This is a genomic window from Mesorhizobium sp. WSM4989 (genome assembly GCF_029625795.1).
Taxonomy (GTDB): Bacteria; Pseudomonadota; Alphaproteobacteria; order Rhizobiales; family Rhizobiaceae; genus Mesorhizobium.
In genome coordinates, this window is sequence record NZ_JARTVN010000001.1 from 1,424,781 (window position 1) to 1,444,120 (window position 19,340).

The 19,340-nt window shown below is 61.4% G+C and carries 20 protein-coding genes; 14 read left to right on the forward strand and 6 right to left on the reverse strand.

The window, feature by feature from the left end:
* The 3 genes from P9217_RS06905 to P9217_RS06915 form a co-directional block, all read left to right on the forward strand.
* Positions 1–2,743, forward strand: a 2,743-nt coding sequence (locus tag P9217_RS06905) for a type I secretion C-terminal target domain-containing protein (RefSeq protein ID WP_278086352.1), incomplete at its 5' end; no start/stop codon positions are given.
* Positions 2,744–2,815: 72 nt separating this feature from the next.
* Positions 2,816–3,184: a hypothetical protein gene (locus tag P9217_RS06910; RefSeq protein ID WP_278086351.1), complete on the forward strand. Its 369-nt coding sequence runs from the start codon at positions 2,816–2,818 to the stop codon at positions 3,182–3,184.
* A 179-nt stretch (positions 3,185–3,363) separates the two neighbouring features.
* The gene (locus tag P9217_RS06915; RefSeq protein WP_278086350.1) at positions 3,364–4,617 is read left to right on the forward strand and encodes a penicillin-binding protein activator; all 1,254 of its coding nucleotides are present in this window, start codon (positions 3,364–3,366) and stop codon (positions 4,615–4,617) included.
* A 9-nt stretch (positions 4,618–4,626) separates the two neighbouring features.
* Here P9217_RS06915 and P9217_RS06920 read toward each other — a convergent pair whose 3' ends face one another.
* The 5 genes from P9217_RS06920 to P9217_RS06940 are packed head-to-tail and all read right to left on the reverse strand — an operon-like array spanning position 4,627 to position 9,085.
* Positions 4,627–5,172 (reverse strand): prepilin peptidase, encoded by a 546-nt coding sequence (locus P9217_RS06920; protein ID WP_278086349.1) that lies wholly within the window; start codon positions 5,170–5,172, stop codon positions 4,627–4,629.
* Entirely contained in the window at positions 5,169–5,714 is a 546-nt protein-coding gene (locus P9217_RS06925) for a tetratricopeptide repeat protein (protein ID WP_278086348.1), read from the reverse strand. The genes P9217_RS06920 and P9217_RS06925 overlap by 4 nt, the downstream gene beginning before the upstream one ends.
* A 51-nt stretch (positions 5,715–5,765) precedes the next feature.
* Positions 5,766–6,716, reverse strand: a complete 951-nt coding sequence (locus P9217_RS06930; protein WP_278086944.1) for a type II secretion system F family protein — start codon at positions 6,714–6,716, stop codon at positions 5,766–5,768.
* A gap of 18 nt (positions 6,717–6,734) precedes the next feature.
* Positions 6,735–7,706, reverse strand: coding sequence for a type II secretion system F family protein (locus tag P9217_RS06935; protein WP_278086347.1), 972 nt, complete (start codon positions 7,704–7,706; stop codon positions 6,735–6,737).
* Entirely contained in the window at positions 7,706–9,085 is a 1,380-nt protein-coding gene (locus tag P9217_RS06940; RefSeq protein WP_278086346.1) for a CpaF family protein, read from the reverse strand. Before P9217_RS06940 ends, P9217_RS06935 begins: the two co-directional genes overlap by 1 nt.
* A 493-nt stretch (positions 9,086–9,578) precedes the next feature.
* On the opposite strand from P9217_RS06940, the gene P9217_RS06945 reads away from it, so the two are divergent.
* The 10 genes from P9217_RS06945 (at position 9,579) to P9217_RS06990 (ending at position 17,840) form a co-directional block, all read left to right on the forward strand.
* Positions 9,579–9,791 carry a Flp family type IVb pilin gene (locus P9217_RS06945; RefSeq protein WP_278086345.1) on the forward strand — a complete coding sequence of 71 codons (213 nt, stop codon included), beginning with the start codon at positions 9,579–9,581 and terminating at the stop codon, positions 9,789–9,791.
* A 90-nt stretch (positions 9,792–9,881) separates the two neighbouring features.
* Complete coding sequence (cpaB, locus tag P9217_RS06950) at positions 9,882–10,919, forward strand: Flp pilus assembly protein CpaB (protein WP_278086344.1); 1,038 nt, start codon at positions 9,882–9,884, stop codon at positions 10,917–10,919.
* A gap of 110 nt (positions 10,920–11,029) precedes the next feature.
* Positions 11,030–12,421 carry a type II and III secretion system protein family protein gene (locus P9217_RS06955; protein ID WP_278086943.1) on the forward strand — a complete coding sequence of 464 codons (1,392 nt, stop codon included), beginning with the start codon at positions 11,030–11,032 and terminating at the stop codon, positions 12,419–12,421.
* Complete coding sequence (locus P9217_RS06960; protein ID WP_278086343.1) at positions 12,408–12,701, forward strand: hypothetical protein; 294 nt, start codon at positions 12,408–12,410, stop codon at positions 12,699–12,701. The genes P9217_RS06955 and P9217_RS06960 overlap by 14 nt, the downstream gene beginning before the upstream one ends.
* A gap of 72 nt (positions 12,702–12,773) precedes the next feature.
* Positions 12,774–14,321, forward strand: a complete 1,548-nt coding sequence (locus P9217_RS06965) for a TadE/TadG family type IV pilus assembly protein (RefSeq protein ID WP_278086342.1) — start codon at positions 12,774–12,776, stop codon at positions 14,319–14,321.
* Positions 14,322–14,326: 5 nt separating this feature from the next.
* Positions 14,327–14,869 (forward strand): TadE/TadG family type IV pilus assembly protein, encoded by a 543-nt coding sequence (locus P9217_RS06970; protein ID WP_278088288.1) that lies wholly within the window; start codon positions 14,327–14,329, stop codon positions 14,867–14,869.
* A 2-nt stretch (positions 14,870–14,871) separates the two neighbouring features.
* Positions 14,872–15,519 carry a TadE/TadG family type IV pilus assembly protein gene (locus P9217_RS06975; protein WP_278086340.1) on the forward strand — a complete coding sequence of 216 codons (648 nt, stop codon included), beginning with the start codon at positions 14,872–14,874 and terminating at the stop codon, positions 15,517–15,519.
* Positions 15,516–16,679 (forward strand): AAA family ATPase, encoded by a 1,164-nt coding sequence (locus P9217_RS06980; protein WP_095802502.1) that lies wholly within the window; start codon positions 15,516–15,518, stop codon positions 16,677–16,679. The genes P9217_RS06975 and P9217_RS06980 overlap by 4 nt, the downstream gene beginning before the upstream one ends.
* A gap of 55 nt (positions 16,680–16,734) precedes the next feature.
* The gene (locus P9217_RS06985; RefSeq protein ID WP_278086339.1) at positions 16,735–17,298 is read left to right on the forward strand and encodes a L,D-transpeptidase; all 564 of its coding nucleotides are present in this window, start codon (positions 16,735–16,737) and stop codon (positions 17,296–17,298) included.
* Positions 17,295–17,840: a hypothetical protein gene (locus tag P9217_RS06990; RefSeq protein WP_278086338.1), complete on the forward strand. Its 546-nt coding sequence runs from the start codon at positions 17,295–17,297 to the stop codon at positions 17,838–17,840. The genes P9217_RS06985 and P9217_RS06990 overlap by 4 nt, the downstream gene beginning before the upstream one ends.
* A 43-nt stretch (positions 17,841–17,883) precedes the next feature.
* Here the strand turns inward: P9217_RS06990 and P9217_RS06995 are convergent, their stop codons facing one another.
* On the reverse strand, positions 17,884–18,420 hold the full coding sequence (locus P9217_RS06995) for a hypothetical protein (protein WP_127248283.1): 537 nt from the start codon (positions 18,418–18,420) through the stop codon (positions 17,884–17,886).
* A gap of 130 nt (positions 18,421–18,550) precedes the next feature.
* Here P9217_RS06995 and P9217_RS07000 point away from each other — a divergent pair, with 130 nt between their 5' ends.
* Positions 18,551–19,252 carry a thermonuclease family protein gene (locus P9217_RS07000; RefSeq protein ID WP_278086337.1) on the forward strand — a complete coding sequence of 234 codons (702 nt, stop codon included), beginning with the start codon at positions 18,551–18,553 and terminating at the stop codon, positions 19,250–19,252.
* The last annotated feature ends 88 nt before the right edge of the window (positions 19,253–19,340 follow it).

The following is a 19,340-nucleotide window of genomic DNA, read 5'->3' on the forward strand; positions in this document are numbered from 1 at the left end:
GGGCACCAACAGCCTGTTCGAGAACATGACCGTCTCGCTCACCGACCAGGACGGCCAGAACGCCACCGGCACGCTCTCCGTCAACATCGTCGACGACGTGCCGACCGCGGTCGCCGACACCGATGCCGTGCCTGCGGGCTCGTTCGCCTCGATCGGCGGCAACGTCATGACCGGCGCGGGCAGCGACGGCAATGCGGCCGGCGCCGACACCAAGGGCGCCGACGGCGCAACCGTGGTCGGCGTCGCGGCCGGCAACACCAATGCCGATCTCGACAGCGCCGCCACCGTCGGCTCCGTCATCCAGGGCACCTACGGCAAGCTGACGCTCAATGCCGACGGCTCCTACACCTATGTCCGCGACGCCGGCACCGCCGGCGGCCATGACGACGTCTTCACCTACACCATCAAGGACGGCGACGGCGACACCTCGCACACCACGCTGACGATCTCGATCGGCAACACGCCGCCGACCATCACCGACCTGACGCCGGCAGCCAATGGCGGCGACGTGACGGTCAACGAGGACGACCTGCTCGCCAGCCGCGGCGCCGGTGAATCGGCCGGCTCCGACACCTCCAAGGAGAGCACCACCCAGGGCGGCACCTTCACCATCGCCTCGCCCGACGGCATCGCCACGCTCAGCATCGACGGCCACGCCTTCATCACCAACGGCGTCTTCAGCGCCGGCTCCTTCACCACGGCGCTCGGCAACACGCTCAACGTCACCGGCTACAATGCCGCAACCGGCGTCGTCAGCTACACCTACACGCTCAACGACAACGAGACGCATGCCGCCGGCCAGGGCACCAACAGCCTGTTCGAGAACATGACCGTCTCGCTCACCGACCAGGACGGCCAGAACGCCACCGGCACGCTCTGCGTCAACATCGTCGACGACGTGCCGACGCTGAACAGCGTGCAGAGCCAGCAGGCCAGCAACGACCCCGCGCAGACGCCCGCCGTCGGGGCCATCAATTTCGTTCCCGGTGCTGACGGCGCCGGCGCGGCCATGACGATCACGGTCAATACAACCGGATTGACCTCCAATGGGCACAATCTTGTCACAGAGCAGGTCGGCAACGTGCTGACGGCCTACGCCGACAACAACAACAACGGAAGCCATGACGCCGGCGACACGGCGGTCTTCACGGTCACGGTGAACACCGCGGCCGGCACCTCGGGGCAATACACCTTCGATCTGCTGGCCAAGCTTGACGGGTCGACAAGCAATGTCTCTGTCGCCTCAAACGGCGCCTTTGGCTCCGGCCCCAGCAATTCCATCGTCGTGACGGCCGGCGGCCAGAACATCGTGATGGTGACCGGATGGGCACCCACGGATGCCGGCGGCATCTTCACTGGAGCTCACGAGGCTGCCTGGCTGGCAGGCGGCAATCCGTCGCTCGCGCAGACGTCCAATGTCAACGGCTCGACCGCCGGTTGGGGACTTGGCAACAACAACTTCGACGCGGGCGAGTTCATGCGCTTCGATTTCGGTGCGCCGAACGACTACGACGGCGCTGGCGGCTATACGCCCCCGGCCATCACCATGGCGAATGTCAGCTATGCCAAATTTTCGTTCGACGCGGTGAGCGCCAGCAACAAGGTCGAATTCGTCGCCCACTACACCGACGGAAGCACCGCTTCCTTCATTCCAACGACCGGTGCGACGTCGCTGACCATCAATTCGCCTGCAGGCCTGCAGATCGCCTGGGTCGACGCATACGAGTCTTCGGGCAAGACCAAGCTCAACCTCACGGACGTCGGTGTGACATCGACCACGGTCGACCACACGATTCCGGTGACGCTGCAGCTTACGGACGGTGACGGCGACCAGACTGGAACGGCGAATTTCACTGTTCACGTCAAAGACGGCTTGACGCCTTTCGCCGTCGCCACCCCGGTGGTGCTCGACCTCAATCACGACGGGATCCAGACCACCGATCTCACGCACTCCACCGTTTCGTTCGACTACAACGGCGATGGTGTCGCCTCGAAGACCGCCTGGGTAGATTCGCATGACGGTATCCTGGCGATCGACCTCAACGGCGACGGCAAGGTGAACAACGGTTCGGAAATCGTCTTCACCCAGCACGCCGCGGGTGCTGCGACCGACCTTGCCGCGCTCGAGCAGGTCTACGACACGAATCATGACGGCAAGCTGACCGCCGCCGACCACGACTTCGCGCAATTTGGTGTCTGGCAGGATGCCAACGGCAATGGCGTGTCGGACCCAGGTGAGTTCAAGAGCCTTGCCGCTTTGGGCATCGTCGAGATCGGACTGGAAAGCAACAACCAGCATTCGGTGTCGGCCGACGGCTCGGTCCTGACCTATGGCGAAGCAACTTTCACGACCGCCAATGGCGAGACGGGCGCGGTCGCCGATATCGGATTCGGCAATTTCGATAGCGCCGCTTCCGGAGCTGCGTCGACCATGGCCGGCACTTCGGGCGCCGATACGTTCAAGCTGGACAGCCTGGACATCAAGGATCTGATCACCGACTACCACGGCTCGGAGGGCGACAAGATCGACCTCAGCGCCCTGTTCGACACCGCGCCTGCCGGCAATATCAACAACTACGTCCACTATAACAGCGAAACCAATACGGTGAGCGTGGACGCCAGCGGCTCGGGCAATCCCACCAACTTCGTCGACGTCGCCGTTCTTCAGAACGCGCCTGCGGCCGGAACGATCAACATCCTCTATGATGACTCGAACCATCAACAGCACACGGCCACGATTTAGTGCTTATGCGCGGCCGTGCTGCTATGCTATGCGTTAGCGAACCGTGAATTTGCAATTTGGAGAGGGGCTTACATGAAACATTCCGTAAGACTGCTGGCTTCGGCCGTCGCAGTGCTGCTCGCCGGGTCGACCGGCTTTGCCGCAGATATCATCGGCGAGCCGGCGGTGAATTACTGCCGCACCGTCGGCACCTCGGACCTGGTGCTGACCGACAATATCGTCGAGCTCAAGGACAGGGTGGTGAAGCTGATGGACGAATCGGTTGCCGTCGCCAACAGTCCGGAATGGATCAACTCGTCGCGTCCGGCCTTCGTCTGGGCATCGGAAGCCAAGGTCGCCTGCGGCAAGGCCTATGGCTACCTCAAGACGAACTACAAGGACGAGGACTACCTCAACAAATGCGAATGCTTCCACGACCGCATGGTCGAATACATGCACTGAGCTGACGGGCGCGCCGACCAGCTGCGATGATGGCCAAGACAGTCTGCGCCGAGGCCGACGCTTGCGTGCGACCGGCGTGGGTCGCCACGCATGCCGGCGTGGCGCGGCGTTTCCGACGCGGGTTTTCGCGAGCGTTGGAGCGGTTCATCGTTTCCGGGAAACGCCGAACTGGTCCGGCTATGCGTTTTTGCGCAATCGCGGACGGGAAACCGCTGCGCACTTTTCCTGGAATTGCTGCGGCGCTCGCCTTTGCCGTTGTCGCGGCGATCTCCGGCTGCCAGTCGAAGAACGGCGCATCGGAGGTGCTGGATCCCGCCGCGATAGCCGTTCCGGCAAGCCAGGCCGGAGCCACCACCGCCGCGCCCGCGCAGCTGACCGCCAGTTCCGCAGCAACCGCCCCCAAGGCCAATCTGACGCTCGGCACGGGCTCGACCAAGATCGCCATGCTTTTGCCGCTCTCCGCCCCCGGCAGCGCCGGCGAGGACGGCAGGAAGATGTATGATGCCGCGCGGCTGGCAATGGCCGATCTCGGCGACAAGCTGGTGACGCTGACGATCGAGGACACGCGCGGCGACAGCGGCTATGCCAAGGACCTGGCGGTGAAGGCGATCACTTCGGGCGGCGTGAAAATCGTCATCGGGCCGGCCGAGCTTGCGGCGGCCCAGCACCTTGCCAAGCTCTCCGGCACGCAGCGGCCGCCGGTGCTGGCGCTGGCCGACAATTTCGCCGGCGGCCCGGGCGTCTATTCGGTGCGGCTCAGCGAAGCCGACAGCGCGGCGGCGGGCGCGGCAGCGATTGCCGGCAAAGGCGCCAAGAAATTCGTGCTCCTGGTGCCGGCGGGCGCGAACGCCGGCGCCGTCGAGGCGCGGGTCGCCAACGCGCTCAGCATCTATGGCGCGACGCTTGCCGTGACGCTTCCCTATTCGGCGTCGGACGCCGCCAAGGTGGTGTCGGACATGGGCTCGCTGGTCGAGGCGCCCGACGCGGTCGTCGTCGCCAGCGGTGACGGCAGCCCTGTTGCCGTGCTGGCGGCGCTTAAAGCGAAGGGTATTCCGGGCAAGGCCGTGAGCCTGATCGGCACCGAGCGCTGGCTCGAGCGCCCGATCGATCCGCTCTATGAGGGCGCCTATATCGCGACGCTCGACCAGAGCGAGACCGGACCGATCGCCGACCGTTTCAAGGCGACCTACAACTATCAGCCCGACGTCAACGTCGCCTACGCCTATGATATGGTGGCGCTGTCGGCCGGCATAGCAAGCTCGGTCGGCCCGAACGGTTTCTCCAAACAGGTGCTGGAGAACGCCAGCGGCTTCCGCGGCTCGACCGGCCTGTTCCGCTTCCGCGCCGACGGCTCGAGCCAAAGATCGATGCCGTTTTTCAAGGTGGAAAAGGGTAGACTGAAGCTGGTGGAGAAACAGACCGCGGGGTTTTGAAAGCGCTGGCTAGTTAAGCTGCCCTAGAACCCCGGAGCTACTGGCCAGTGCCACATTGGCATAGATCTGAAACGCGATCGTGCAGATCGCAGCTGCCGAGATTGGCACGCCGAAAGGCACGACGCCTTTGCGATCCAGGTGCTGCACATAATGGCGGAACATCCCGGCCGGCAAAAGAAAAGGATTTTTTACCAGGACCGCTGTAGCGAGTGCGAAACCCAGCAGAAACACCGAAAAGACGACGAGACCGCTTCCTCCAATCAGAAACGGTGTGACCGCCATCAGCTTCACATCGCCGGCACCGACCTTGCGCAGAACCCAGAACGGAAAGAGCGCGATGAACAGGACAAGGCCGGCAATGGCGCTCAGGCCCATGTCCCACCACGAGCCCGCCTGGACGGCTAGGAGCTGCAACGCTCCCAGCCCGAGGCAAAGCAGCAGCAGAACGTCACGGTTGGCGATTTTCTGGGTCGAAAAATCGACCCAGGCGACCCTAGCAAGCAGTGGAATGGCTAAAGCCTTGAGCAGCAGCGACGCGGCAAGCAAGAGGCTCATGAACGCTCGATGTTCCGCACGCTGGACGACAGAAGCTTCAGATTGTTGGCCACGGTCGGATCGTTGGGGGCGAGTTCATAGGCCTTGAGGAAATTCGCCCGCGCGTCCTGCAGCTTGCCGCGCAGCAGATAGGAATAGCCGACGTTGTTGTAGTATTCAGGGGTCGCGCCGAGCAGCTTGTAGGCCCGCCTATAGGCCATGTCGGAAAGATCGAAACGACGAATGCGGTCGCAGGAAGCGGCAAGGCCCAGCCAGGCGACACCGTCATTGGGCGCCAGCCGCGTCGCCTTGTAGAACAAGGCACCGGCATTGCCGTAATTTTCCGAACGAAACTGGGTCTTGGCCTCGGTGACCGCCTGGTCCGAAGCGTAGTAATCAACGTCGCTGACGGTCTTCAGCCCGTCGAAGGCATCGCCGAAGGCGGTATAGTCGCCCTTCGCCGGCTCGTTGGTGCGAACCACGCCGTCTCCGATGTCTTTTGTCTGGCAACCTGCAAGGAAGATAAGCAGCAGGCTGGTCGCGACTGCGAGGCGCTTTGTCATTGTGTGTCCCACGAGTCCCCGACTCAGTTCAGAACCTAAGCACATGACGGCTTAGAAGAAAATGCCCTTCATGCGAATGATGATCGGCAACAGGACAATCATCAAAACCACAGGAAACACGCAGACGCCGAGCGGTATCATCATCTTGACCGGCAGCGCATTGCCTCGTTCTTCCGCCCTGAGAATTCTCTTGCTGCGCATCTCATCGCTATAAACTCTCAAAGCATCGGTGAGACTGGTGCCGAGCTCCTCCGATTGGCGGAACAATGTCGAAAGTGCCCTTGCCTCGTCGAGGCCGAGCCGCTCTGAAAGATCCCGAAGGGCCTCGCGCAACGGCTTGCCGGCGCGCAACTGCAGATTCATGATGGAAAGCTGTATCCCCAGCCATTTGTGTGTGCCTGCCAATTCCTGGCTCACGCGCTCCACGGCAGCCTCTAGACTCATGCCGGCATCGGCACAAGTGATCATCATATCCATGAAATCAGGAAAGCCGCGACGGTAGGTCTCTTTCTTAGCATTCTCGAAACGATCCAGCGCGATGCTCGGAATAACCAAACAAGCGAGGCCAAACAGGGCGGCGGCGGCGAAAACAAAAATCCCCGGAATTTGGGACGGGACCACGGCGAGCAAGCCGGTGTACACTCCCAGAAAGCCTATGGCGACAGAGCCAATCCGGGTCAGTGTATAGAATAGCGGAGCGCTCGCTTGGTAGAATCCGGCGCGAAAGAGTTTCGCTTCAAGGGCGTTAGGCTCGCCTCGCTCTTTCTCGACTGATCGGAAGTACGCGTCGACCGGCCGCTGCGCGGCGATCTTGGCGAGTTGTTCCTGCCCGACCAACGACCGCCGGTTCGCAATCCCTTCTGTCAAAAGATTTTGCGCGACCAGTTTCCGCGTCTGCAAGGCAGGCAGGAAAATCAGCGCGCCGAAGAGGAACAGCGCTATCGCTGCCAGGAAAACAGCGAGAGAAACCAGGAAGCTCAGATCCTGTAAATTCGAGAACAGGTTAATCTCTCGCCTCCATCAGAAATCGAAATTAACCATTCGGTACATGATAAAGTCTCCAATCAACGCCCAGATTCCGAAGATCACAAACGCCGGCATGAGGAGGGGACTGTTCCATACTGCCCCGTAGTAGCTTGGCGCGATAACCATCAGGAGGGCCAGCATAACGATCGGAAAAAGCGAAATGATCCATGCCGACATCCTGCCCTCGGCCGACAATGCACGGATCTTCAAACGCAGTTTCTGTCGCTCGCGCAGCACGGACGAGAGATTGGCCAGGATTTCCGTCAGGTTGCCGCCGGTCTTGGCTTGAATGGACAACGATACCGAGAGTAAGTGAAGCCCTTCGAACCCAACTCGCTGCGAAAGCTTTCGTACCGCTTGCTCAAGGCTGAGGCCGAAAGTGATTTCGTCGGAGACGATGCCGAACTCAGTGCCGAGCGGGTCAGGCATTTCGCGGGCCACAAGGGCGATTGCCACAGTGGTCGGGTGCCCTGCCCGGAGCGAACGGACGATCATGTCGAGAGCATCAGGGAGTTGGGCGGCGAATTTCAGAACACGCTTGTTGCGTGCGCGCCGAAGTACCAGAAGCGGCAACGCGAAGCCTATCAGCAAAAAAGCGATGAGCCCCGCCAAAGCCGAAAAACCAAGAAGCAACGGCAAAAGCAGCGCGAGAACCAATCCCGCCAGCAGAAACATCGCGGCAAAAGCCAGCGGATTCCCGGTGATGCCTGACTGCGTGTAGAGCCGGTTCAAGGCGATCATGCCAAAGAGAAAATCACCTGACTCCGTCAACCCGCGTTCGCGCAGCAGACCTTGCAAAGTCTTCTCTGCCGGCGCTTCTTCCGCCAAACGCGAGAGACGCCGGTTTATGACGCCGGTTCGGACGCGACGGGACGCATAAGACAAATAGAACGACTCTGCTGCAAGGATCACCGACGCAGCCGCGAGGACATAGATGAAGTAAAGGAGCGTCTGACCTGTCGGCATCAGAGCGGAACCTGTGGGTTGAAGGCGTCCTTGCCGAAATGGTAACCTAGTGTCGCCGCTTCCGTTGCAAATCGCGGGCGGACACCTGTGGCGCGAAACTCGCCGACAATTTGTCCCTCTGCCGTTACGTCGCGGCGGATGAAGTGATAAATCTCCTGAAGTTGGACGACATTGCCTTCCATCCCGGTAATTTCTGATATGGATATGACCCGCCTGCCGCCGTCGGAAAGACGCTGGGTCTGCACGATGATGTCGAGAGCCGAAGCGATCTGCGCCCGGATGGATTCATGCGTCATCGGCATGCCTGCCATGCCGACCATCTGTTCGAGCCGCGAGATCGCGTCGCGCGGGGTGTTGGCGTGGATAGTCGTCATCGACCCTTCATGGCCGGTGTTCATGGCCTGAAGCATGTCGAAGGCTTCCTCCCCGCGCACTTCGCCGACGATGATGCGATCCGGGCGCATGCGCAGCGCATTCTTGACCAGCTCGCGCTGGCGAACCTCGCCCTTGCCTTCGACATTGGGCGGACGCGTTTCCAGCCGGCCGACATGCGGCTGCTGCAATTGCAGCTCCGCCGCGTCCTCGATGGTAACAAGGCGCTCTTTGGCCGGGATATAGCTCGACAACGCGTTGAGCAATGTCGTCTTGCCGCTGCCGGTGCCGCCGGAAACCAGGATTGATTTTCGCGCTTGCACGGCGATCCGGAGCATGTCGACCATTGGAGGACGGATCGAATTGAAGGCGATCAGACGTTCAAGCGAATAGGGGTGCTTGGAGAATTTGCGGATCGAGACAAGCGGCCCATCAACTGAGATCGGCCGCACCGCGATATTGACGCGCGAGCCGTCGTTCAGCCGCGCATCGACCATGGGCGCGGATTCATCGACGCGCCTGCCTATGGCAGAGACAATCTTGTTAATGACGCGCAGCAGGTGCGCCTCGTCGCGGAAACGGATCGAGGTTTCCTCCAGCACGCCGCGGCGTTCGATGAAAACGCGATTGTGGGTGTTGATCAGGATATCGGCGATCGAGTCATCCTTGAGCAGCGGCTCGATCGGCCCAAGCCCAAGCATCTCGTCGGCAGTGTCGCTGGTCAACTGATCCAGCTCGCGCGCGTTGAGCGGGACATTGCGGCCGCGCACGAACTCGCGCACGATCGGCCGTATCTCGTTCAGGATCTCGTCCTTAGAAGCGTTTTCGAGGGCGGTCAGGTTGAAGCGGTCGATGAGGTGTCGATGCAGTTCGACCTTGAGCGTCAGGAAATCGTCATTCTGGTCCGCTTCTGTCGCCGGAGCGCTCGCCGCTCCATTCATTGCTGCGGCCGGCGCCGGCTGCACCGCTTTCGGTTCATTCTGACCTTTGATGAAGCGACCCAACATGCCGCTGCCCCCCTGCTGTTCCCCCTGTCGAAACTAAGCGTTAACCACGAGAGGCACAAGCGGCCTCTAAGACACACTGGACGTATTACTTGTGACATAGTTAAGAAATCGAGCTATGAGAAATCGTTTTATTTTGCAGTGCATCTCCCTACCGACCAAAGTCCTAGGACCTTTGCCGATATCCGCGTCAATGCACCCTCTAACCCCCTTAATATAAAGGGATATGTTATATAACTAATGTTGTAGCCTGGAAGGCATGGGCATGGCCGAATTGTGAATGAATGGTTAAGACGGCTTGAAAATCAAAGCGAATCAAGCATTTGTAAAAAATGAGGGAATCAAAAATCCAGTATTGAAAGGTTAAGGGACTGTTAATCCGTTTGACTCGGCTTTTTTGCGGGACAAGGATTGAATTCGACGGGGGATGCTTGGGTATGGGGTTCATCCTTAGGCTCGTCTCGTCGGGTTGAAACCTCCAAAGGGAGAAATTGGCATGAAGAAGCTCATGACGATGGCCCGGCAGTTCCGCGACGAAGAAAACGGCGCTGCTATGGTCGAATATTCCATTCTGGTCGGCATCATCGCCGGCGCCGCGATTCTTATCATCGTCGGCATCGGGCTGTGGGTGAACGGTCGCTTTACCGATCTCTGCACCGATTTGAACGCCAGCGGCATCGGCTCTTGCTCCAGCGGCGCTGGCGGCTAATAAAATTCTTCAGGCCCGGATCTATCCGATCCGGGCCTGAATCCAATCGCGGCGGGCGAATTCCCGCCCTTGGGGTTTGGGGCTTGGGTTATGCGCGCGAATACAATCATCATGATCGTCCTCGCTGGCGTGTTCGGCGTCCTGGCGGTGGTGCTTGCCAACATCTGGCTGGCCAATCAGCGTAATGCGCTGGCGCAAGCGAACGGTGTGCAACGCGACACGGTCGTTGTGGCAGCGGTGGCGCTGAAGTTCGGTGACACGCTGACGGCAGAGAAGCTACATGAAATTGCTTGGCCGGCGGGTGCGATACCGGCTGGCGCCTTCAAGACAAGCAAGGAACTCCTGACGGGCGACCCGAAGCAGGCATTGCAGGCGATCGGCGCCAATGAGCCTATCCTCGCGACAAAGATCACCGGTCCCGGCCAACGCGCCACGCTCTCCGCGGTGCTCGGCGAGGGCATGAAAGCCGTTTCCATCCGCGTGAATGACGTGCTCGGCGTCGCCGGATTCGTGTTCCCCGGTGACCGGGTCGACGTGTTGTTGACACGCACCCTGCGCAATCCCGACGGTGCAGACCAGAGTTTTGTTGATGTACTGTTGCAGAGCATGAAGGTGCTGGCCGTCGACCAGGTGGCGGACGAGAGCAAGGACAGCCCCACGGTGGTGAAGTCGGTGACGTTGGAAGTCAGCACCAAGGATGCGCAAAAGCTTACCTTGGCGGCCGGCGCAGGTCAGTTGTCACTGGCGCTGCGCCAAGCGGCAGCCAGCAAGGGGGAAGAGACCGCGCGTATCACACTTTCGGACCTGACCGGCGACACGCCGGACGATGTCGCCAAAAGGCAGGCTGAACTCGCCAAGCAGGCGGCGGCAGAGGCGGCAGCCGCCGAAGAGCGCAAGCGCGCTGATGACAAGCTCGCCGGACTGGCGCAGGCCGTCGAGCGGGTAGGCAGCAGAGTCGACGAGTTGAGCAAGCTCAAGCCGGCTCCTGCTGTGGCTTCCGCACCACAAGTAAAAGAAGTTGTAAAGGAAGTGGTCAAATATGTGCAGCCGGAGCCGCCAGCCCGCGCTACAATCGGAGTGTTTCGCGGCGTAAAGCTCGAGACATACGACGTGCCACGACAGAGATAGCGCACGGCGCATTCGGATAGGGGAGTCCGGGTGTGCCCGCAAGGGGGACGATCTAGATGCGAATTTTTCGGGGATCATTGGCCGCCGCCGCTCTGGCCTGGTCCTGTATTGTGTTGCCGTTGAGCCCTGCGGTTCATGCCGCCGACCGCTTCATCGATGTATCGAGCCCATCGCTGCACCGCGTGTTCGTGCCCGTTTCTCAAACCGCCACCATCCGGGTCAATGCCACGCTTGGCGATATCGTCGTCGGCGACGAAAAGATCGCCGATGCCCAGCCGATGACCGACAAGACGCTCTACATCATCGGCAAGAGCGTCGGCACTACCACGGTCAATCTGTTTTCCGAGGACAAGCGCTCGCTGGGCGCCATCCAGATCGAGGTCGGCCAGGATGTCAGCGACATGGCGGCCGCCATCCGCCAGGTAGCGCCGAGAGCACGCATTGAAATCGGCTCGATCAACGGCAAGGTTCGGCTGAGCGGCCACGTCAAGGACGCCGCGACGCTGGCGTCCATCGTGGAAGTCACACAGCAATACGGCCCCGACGCCATCATCAACGCCGTGACCATCGACGATAGCGAACAGGTCAATCTCTCGGTGCGCATTTTGGAGGCCAAGCGCAATGCCGGCCGCGATCTCGGCGTGTCGTTCAAGAGCACGAACAGGAGCGGCACGACAAAGGTCGGAACCGGCATCGCCGCGGTGGATGAAGACGGTGCAGTGCTCGGGTCAGGCACTTTGCTCAGCGGGCTTCTTTCCAACTCCAGTCCATTCGGGGCCCTGCTCACGCGCGTGATCGACAGCAATATTAAAGTCGACATGTATATCGAAGCGCTGGAGTCGAAGGGCTTGGTGCGACTGCTGGCCGAACCGAACCTTACGACGGTCTCAGGCGAAATCGCGAGCTTCAACGCTGGCGGCGAGGTGCCGATCCGCAGCGTCAACAGCCAGGGCGAGATCGAGATCCAGTTCAAGCAGTTCGGCGTCAATCTCAACTTCACGCCGGTCGTGCTCGACGACGGCAAGATCCATATGAAGCTTGCCCCGGAAGTGAGCGACCTGACCGGCTTCACGCCGGCCGGCGATCCGATCTTCACCAACCGCAAGCTGGCAACCACAGTCAATCTACGCGACGGCCAGAGCTTCGCCGTGGGCGGTCTACTCTCCAGCAAGAACACGAGGTTGCAGGAACAGGTGCCGTGGCTCGGCCAGGTGCCGATCATCGGCGCGCTGTTCAAGAATTCGAGCACACAGAAGGAAGAAACCGAGCTGGTCGTCATCGTCACGCCGCATCTCGTGCGGCCGGTGAAGCCAGGCGAGCAGTTGGCCACGCCCTTCGACAAGACAAGGCCGGCCAACGACCCGGAACTTTTCCTGCTGGGGCAACTCGAAGTCAGCAAGGATATGATCCGGAAATATGAGCTGGGCGACGGCGTCACCGGCCCTTACGGCCACATGCTGGATGTGAAATCGAAGGACAAGCTGGTCTATGTCAAGAAATAAGCTCCTGATCGTCCTTCTCAGCTCCACCCTGCTTGCGGGATGTGCTGCCGACTATTTGAACAATTACGACACGATGACGTTGGCATCTGGTGACTCGCAGAATGCCAACCAACTGCTGCAGACGGTCGACCCCTACAACCCGGCTTCAAACAACACCAAGATTGAAGGCGATGGCGTACGTTCCGTCGCTGTGATCAACAAGTACAGATTCCCGCCCGCCGCGTCATCCGGAGGCAACGCCACGGTCAACGTGGGTACTGGAACCAACACGGGGAATTGAACAGAAGGATGCGGTTTTATAGGCGCCAGGCGAACGAGGGTTTCTGGCGCCAGGGAGCTGAGAGTAAACGCCATGTTGCGAACCATTCGCGCGTTCTGGCACGACCAAAGGGGTATTGCCCTCGTTCTAGTGGCCATCATGTTGCCGGCGATCATTGGCTTTTCGCTGCTGGTGATCGACTTGAGCCGGGCCAACAATTTGCAAAACGACCTCCAAAAAGCTGCCGACGCCTTTTCGTTGGCTGGGGCTGCAGAACTTGATGGTTTTCCGGGTTCATGGGGGCGGGCCGAGCGCGCTATGGCGACGCTGGTCGACAATGAGAGTAATTTCTCAACTTCAGGTCGATTCACTTTGACCTCCGGGCAACCGGGCGGCACGGCACGATGCAACAGCGCCGGAAACATTTCGTGGTGTTTCCTCAAGGCAATCCCCCCTGCGGACGGTACCCAGATAACGACTGCCAACCAGGCTACTTATCTTGCAGATCCCACGCCTGCCGTGGGCGAAGATGAAACCAGATACATACAGGTCAAAGTGACGCCCACGGGCTTCGACACACTATTCCCGATATCGTTCCTGCCAGGCGGCACCGACAATTCGTGGACAATCGGGGCGGTGGCGACTGCCGGGTTCACATCAGGCGTTTGCGAGTACACGCCGGTGTTCATGTGCAACCCGTATGAGGACACAACCATCACGGGCGGCGTCACGCTGGAGCAGGCAGCGCAAACCAGGCAATACCGTCGTCGCCAAATCAAGCTGCGCGGTGACGGGTATTATTTTCCCGGCAACTTCGCTTTCCTGGCTTCGCCGTTCGGCAACGGCGCCAATCAGCTTGAAAAGATGCTCGCCGACTCCAAGCCGCAGAATTGCTATTCGCGCGATGGCGTCGACACCGAGCCGGGACAGAATGCCGGACCGGTAGAGAATGGCATCAACTCGCGATTCGGGATCAATTCGTCCAACTACTCGGACGGTCCTGCGGTCAATGTCCGCAAGGGCGCTAAGAACTGGGACCAGTACGTCAAGAGCAACAAAGTCGAATACGAAACGGACCCCACAAAGGGCGTCGGGCTTGAGCGCGACTCGTGCCAGATCTCTGGCAGTTGCACTATGATGGGTGGCCGCATGGGCGGCGGCGACTGGAACCTTTCCCGATATTGGAAAGCGAACCATCCGCTCCGTGATTCCGGCCATGGTGCAGGCAACCTGCCAGATGCTCTTTCCGGCACGGGCGCCGATCTTCCCACTCGCTATGAGACCTACAAATACGAGCTCGATCCCAATGGCGACGGCAACACCTCCGACAACATTGTCGGCGACGCGGCAGTCAGCGGCGAAAAAGGTACTCCGCCTGCTGGGGCTGGCACGCCGATCTCGACCCCTGACCGCCGGTTGCTTTACGGCGCAATCTTGGACTGCAACGCTCTCAAGGCTTCAGGCATGAACTTCAGCGGCCGCTTGACGGGCATTCCGGTTAGAAGATTCGCCAGTTTCTTCATTACAGAACCGATCAGGGACGGGAAGGACATTTTCGTCGAACTGGTCGACATCACCGGGAAGGGTGGTAGCGGTACGCTCGACAACTACCTGCGCGACGAAGCCCAGCTTTACCGGTGATGGCAATGACCAGAACCCTGTTCCGTCACCTATTCAGATTTCGACGCGACCATCGCGGCACCGCGCTTGTCGAGACGGCGCTGATACTACCTCTGATGGTGCCCCTGTCGGCGGGCGTGTTCGAGTTCGGCAATCTGATCCACGACAAGCTGTTGATGGAGGCCGGGCTCACGGATGGCGCGCGTTTTGCGGCCCGCTGCAACAGCCAGATGTACACCGACAACGGCCTCGCGGCGATCAACTGCGCCAATATCGCGGCCAACATTGCGGTATTCGGCAATGTGGGAGGCACAGGCAGCCCGCGCGTCAAAGGCTGGCAGAAAGCGGGGGGCACATCCAACAATGCGACGGTGACCATCGCCGCGAGCGGTTCCTGCCATGACGCGGTGGTCTCCGGTGTTACCGAATACCGCTCCACCACCGCGCAGGTCTGCATCGTCAGAGCGACGGGCGCCTTTCCATATAGCGGCATCGGGATGCTGTCGTTGCTCGGCATCGGTCCGATCACGCTTAACGGCTTCCACGAGGAGCGGTTGATCCGGTTCTGACGATGATCAGGCGATTTGCAAAAACGGAAGACGGTACGGCGATGGTCGAAATGGCCATCGTTTCGACACTGCTCTTTGCGTTGACGCTGGGCTTCGTCGATTTCGGCTACGCGCTCTATCAATGGAATTCGGCGACCAAGGCCGTCCAGATCGGCGGGCGGCTCGCATCCATCTCCGACCCGGTCGTAACCAATCTAGCGGCTGCCGCGCCGATAGCGACGCCCGGCGCGCCGATTGTAGCCGGCGCGTATGGACCTTTCGTTTGCAAATACAGCGGAACCACCGGAGCTTGCAGCAATGGCGGCACGTTCGACGCTACCAATTTCAGCCGCATCTTCCGGGGAGACACGGCTGTTACCAACAACGACATCTGTCCAAAAATCACCGCAGCCCAGCGACTTACGATGCGGCCCGGCATGTGCCACTTCTTTCCCGGCCTGCGACGCGACAATATCGTCATTACCTATGCAGCCACCGGCCTTGGCTACCAGACACGTCTTGGCGGGCCGGTGCCAACCATCACCGTCAGCCTGCAGAACATGACCTACCAATTCTTCTTTCTGGGTGGACTGTTCGGTCTCGGAGACATGACCATGCCCTCCATGCTGAGCACGGTAACAGGCGAAGATTTGAAGAGTACGTCGCCATGAACGCCATCGACACCAGAGTGCTGCCGACGAAACGCAAGCAGGTCGCGCTGTTTTCGTCCGATGCGAATTTCAGGCACGACGTGACCACCCGGCTCGACGCGCTGGCGATCTACGACGTCAGGGTTTCGGAGGCGGTCGAGTTCCTCAAGGGGCCTCCGGTCGATGCGCGGCCGGGCATCATCATCCTCGATCTCGGCGATGGCGAGCTGCTCGGCAACAATGCGCTGGTCGAGGCGCGCTCGGCCTGGGCTTCGGTGCCGCTGATCGCGGTCTCAGGCGAGCTGACGTCGGAGCAGACGCGGGTGCTGGTGCGCATGAATGCGTCGGACTGGCTGCACAAGCCGCTCGACCCCAAGGAGCTGCTCAACGCCGTCACCTTCCACGACACCGGCAACCAGGGCACAAAGAGCCGGATCGTCACCTTCATTGCCGCCAGCGGCGGCGCCGGCGCGACCACGCTGGCCATCTCGGCGGCCGAGCACCTCGCCTCGAAATCTGCCGAGCGGGCGGCCTCGACCTGCCTTGTCGACCTCGACTTCCAGAGCGCCAATTGCGGCGCCTATCTCAACCAGTTCAATCAGTTCGACCTTGCCGGCATCATCGGCCAGCCGGAGCGGCTCGATGTCGAGCTGATGGACGTCATCAAGCTGTCGCGGCCGTCCGGCCTCACGCTCTATTCCTTCGAGCGGCCGCAATTGCCGTTCGAGCCGCGCGGCGCCGATTTCGTCTTCCGGCTGCTCGACCTCGTCGCCTACCGCTTCGACGACATCGTCATCGACCTGCCCAACATCGAGACGCCGTGGCACGAGTCGGTGCTGCGCACCAGCGACGAGATCTTCATCGTCTTCGAGCTCAACGTCGCCTCGCTCAGGCAGGGCAAGCGGCTCTACAAGAAGATCCGCGAATTGCGCGGCAACGGCGTCTCGATCACGCTGGTCGCGAACAAGCACAAGCGCAAATGGTTCGGCAACCACTTCTCGCGCAGCGAGCTGGAGAAGATCTTCAAGGCGCCGCACATCAAGTCGCTGGTGCTCGACAACGCGCTGCTGGCCGATGCGCTGAATCGCGCCATCCTGCCCTCCGAGGTGGACGGGCGGGCCCGCTTCAACAAGGACCTGAAGCGCATGTTCAAGGAGCGGCTGGACAATGCCCAGCGCTAGAGCAATTCCAGGAGATCCGCGCAGCGGTTTTCCATCAGGATTTGCGACAAGGCAAATGCGGCGGATAGCGACTCGCCTTGCCGGCGCCTGCCTGATCGGCATCGCCCTGGCGGTGCCTTGCGATTTCGCGGATGCCGGATCGGGACTGCCGCCGCTTCCCGCCATGGGTCCCAGCCTGCGCAAGACGGTCGCCTTCCAGACCGGCGAGCAACCGGGAACGATCATCATCCGCAAAAGCGAGAAGGCGCTCTATCTGGTCACGAACAAGAGCCAGGCGCTGCGCTACCAGATCAGCGTCGGCCGCGACGGCTTCGGCTGGACCGGCACCGTCAAGGTCGCCGCCAAGACCGAATGGCCGGAATGGCGCCCGCCCAAAGAAATGCGGGTCCGCCAGCCGGAGCTACCAGCGATGGTGCCCGCCGGCCCCTACAATCCGCTCGGCGCCAGGGCGCTCTATCTGTCGCGCGACGGGCGCGACACACTCTATCGGATCCATGGCACCAACGATCCCAAAGGTGTCGGCTTCGACGGCACGTCCGGATGTTTTCGGCTGACGAACACGGATGTGATAGATCTCTTCAAGCGCGTCGCGGTGGGCGCAAAGGTGGTGGTGGAATGACGATGATCAGCGAGGCGGATATTCCGGCAATCGAACTCAGCGAACAGGAATCGGCGCCGGGCAGGCCGAGCCGGGCGAGAACCATCGGCGTGGTCGCGGCCGGCGCGGTCCTCGTCACCGCCATCAACGTCACCGCCGCCTTCTATCTCTATCGCGGCGTCAACGACCTTCGGGCATTGGAGGCGCGGCTGGACCAGCTCGGCCAGTTCGAGCAGCGGATCGGCGCGCGCATCGATACCGTCAACAACGGCTTCCAGAGCCGGTTCGAGACGCTGGACCGGCAGCTGCAGGCGAGTTTCGGCCAGATAAACGGCAATCTCGCCCGGCTTGAGCAGGGCCAGCCCGTCGCCGCCGATGCCGAGATGCCGCGGGCGCCAGAGCCCAGTTTCGCCAACACGACCGTGGCCGAGGCGTCGGCAGGTGAAAACCCCTCCGTCGGCGCGCCGGGATTCAAGGGCAAGGCCGCGCCGCCCGGACCCAATCCGTCCTATCAGCGCATCCAGCAGGCCGACGGTAAAGTCTACTACAAGAAGATCAACTGACGCGGCATAGGGCGATAGCGGAAGGCATTCCGATCAGCGGGGTCTACAGATCACGCTGCAGCGCCAGGATGCGGACGGCGCGGGCTTCGGCGCGCAGCCTCGCCTCGCGCAGGAAGGCGACATGGCAATAGGCGCAGGCCGCAAGGCCAAGGCACAGCACCATGCAGTTTTTCAAGCTGAAGTCGATCGCCAGCGAGAATTGAAAGCCGCGCGGCGCCGTGAAGTTGGCGATCGTGCTCGCCGTTTCCGAATGGCTGCCGGCCGCTATCATCAGACCGGCGAACATCAGCGCGGCATGGTTGGCGAGGAAGAAGCCGGCGGATCTCTTGGCCTGGCAAGCCATCCAGCAGACGCCTGACGCAACGACGATGACGGCGGCATCGACGGCCATCGAGCCGCCGAGATAGAAGTCCACCTGCTGCCAGAACATCGTCGAGAAGGGGCGCAGCTCGAGCCAGATGCGCCACATGGTCGGGCTGGCCGAATAGCTTCCGAGCAGAAACGTCGCCGTCCGTTCCGCCGCCAGCAGGAACAGCATGAGAGCCGGGAAGGCAAAGAGCAGTATCGGCTTGCGCGTCATGTCATCCCCCTCGACATCCGATGCTCGATTGTAGGCCGCATTGGTTGCGCGAGACTTAACGCAAAGCCTTGCTTTTCAAGCGATGTCATCGGCGCCTAATGTATGATCCGGTGAAACGACGAGGCGCGCTTTGGGCAAGGCGAAATCGACCGGCCGGCTTGCCACGACGCTCGGCAGCCTCGGGCTGGTCGCCGGCGCGCTGCTGGTTGCCGCGTCGAGGCACTGTTTGCCGCCGGACCTGCCCTCCCCGCCCGCCCAGGTCGCGAGCGAAGCCCGACCTGCCTCTCGCATCGCCGTCCATGACACGCGGCCAGGCCAGCCGGCGCGCAGGATAGCCGAGCACCTCATCGCGCCGCCGCCGCTCGACGTGGCGGGGATCGAGCGCATCGAGCCCCGCCCTCCGCTCGGCGAGCTCGGCCTCGCCGTGCCGCCGAAGACGCCGATGCCGCAGGACTGGCGTGAGACGCTGCTCTATCGCCCGGTCGCCACCTCGTCGGCGATCTTCGAGTCCATGGGGCGCAGGGTGATCGTCAGCGGGACCATCGAGGTCGATCCCGCCAAAACCTGCGCGTTCGGCGATGTCATCTGGCCCTGCGGGCAGCGCGCCCGCGCCGCCTTCAATGCCTGGCTGCGCGGCCGGGCGCTCAAATGCGTCCTGCCGCCCGATGCCGACCGTTTTGCCATCGCCGCGCCGTGCATGCTCGGCAAACAGGATGTCGGCGCCTGGCTGGTTGCCAATGGCTGGGCGATGGCGTCCCCCTCGGGCATCTACGGCAAAGCCGAATCCGTCGCCAGGGCTGCCGAGATGGGCGTCTTCGGCCCGCCGCAATAGGACATACCCGGAAAGGCGCGCAACGGCCTTGCCTGCGCCATTGCGTAAAAACGGAATGGCTAAAGCAGCTCGGCGATCCTACCAAACG

Excerpts from the sequence above, each read along its gene's own strand:
- P9217_RS06970 (WP_278088288.1), top strand. The coding sequence starts at position 14,327 with ATGACCAGAACCCTGTTCCGTCACCTATTCAGATTTCGACGCGACCAT.
- P9217_RS06910 (WP_278086351.1), top strand. The coding sequence starts at position 2,816 with ATGAAACATTCCGTAAGACTGCTGGCTTCGGCCGTCGCAGTGCTGCTC.
- P9217_RS06960 (WP_278086343.1), top strand. The coding sequence starts at position 12,408 with ATGTCAAGAAATAAGCTCCTGATCGTCCTTCTCAGCTCCACCCTGCTT.
- P9217_RS06990 (WP_278086338.1), top strand. The coding sequence starts at position 17,295 with ATGACGATGATCAGCGAGGCGGATATTCCGGCAATCGAACTCAGCGAA.
- P9217_RS06985 (WP_278086339.1), top strand. The coding sequence starts at position 16,735 with ATGCGGCGGATAGCGACTCGCCTTGCCGGCGCCTGCCTGATCGGCATC.
- P9217_RS06925 (WP_278086348.1), bottom strand. The coding sequence starts at position 5,714 with ATGACAAAGCGCCTCGCAGTCGCGACCAGCCTGCTGCTTATCTTCCTT.
- P9217_RS06975 (WP_278086340.1), top strand. The coding sequence starts at position 14,872 with ATGATCAGGCGATTTGCAAAAACGGAAGACGGTACGGCGATGGTCGAA.
- P9217_RS06980 (WP_095802502.1), top strand. The coding sequence starts at position 15,516 with ATGAACGCCATCGACACCAGAGTGCTGCCGACGAAACGCAAGCAGGTC.
- P9217_RS06940 (WP_278086346.1), bottom strand. The coding sequence starts at position 9,085 with ATGTTGGGTCGCTTCATCAAAGGTCAGAATGAACCGAAAGCGGTGCAG.
- P9217_RS06915 (WP_278086350.1), top strand. The coding sequence starts at position 3,364 with ATGCGTTTTTGCGCAATCGCGGACGGGAAACCGCTGCGCACTTTTCCT.
- P9217_RS06935 (WP_278086347.1), bottom strand. The coding sequence starts at position 7,706 with ATGCCGACAGGTCAGACGCTCCTTTACTTCATCTATGTCCTCGCGGCT.
- P9217_RS06920 (WP_278086349.1), bottom strand. The coding sequence starts at position 5,172 with ATGAGCCTCTTGCTTGCCGCGTCGCTGCTGCTCAAGGCTTTAGCCATT.
- cpaB (WP_278086344.1), top strand. The coding sequence starts at position 9,882 with ATGCGCGCGAATACAATCATCATGATCGTCCTCGCTGGCGTGTTCGGC.
- P9217_RS06965 (WP_278086342.1), top strand. The coding sequence starts at position 12,774 with ATGTTGCGAACCATTCGCGCGTTCTGGCACGACCAAAGGGGTATTGCC.
- P9217_RS06945 (WP_278086345.1), top strand. The coding sequence starts at position 9,579 with ATGAAGAAGCTCATGACGATGGCCCGGCAGTTCCGCGACGAAGAAAAC.
- P9217_RS06995 (WP_127248283.1), bottom strand. The coding sequence starts at position 18,420 with ATGACGCGCAAGCCGATACTGCTCTTTGCCTTCCCGGCTCTCATGCTG.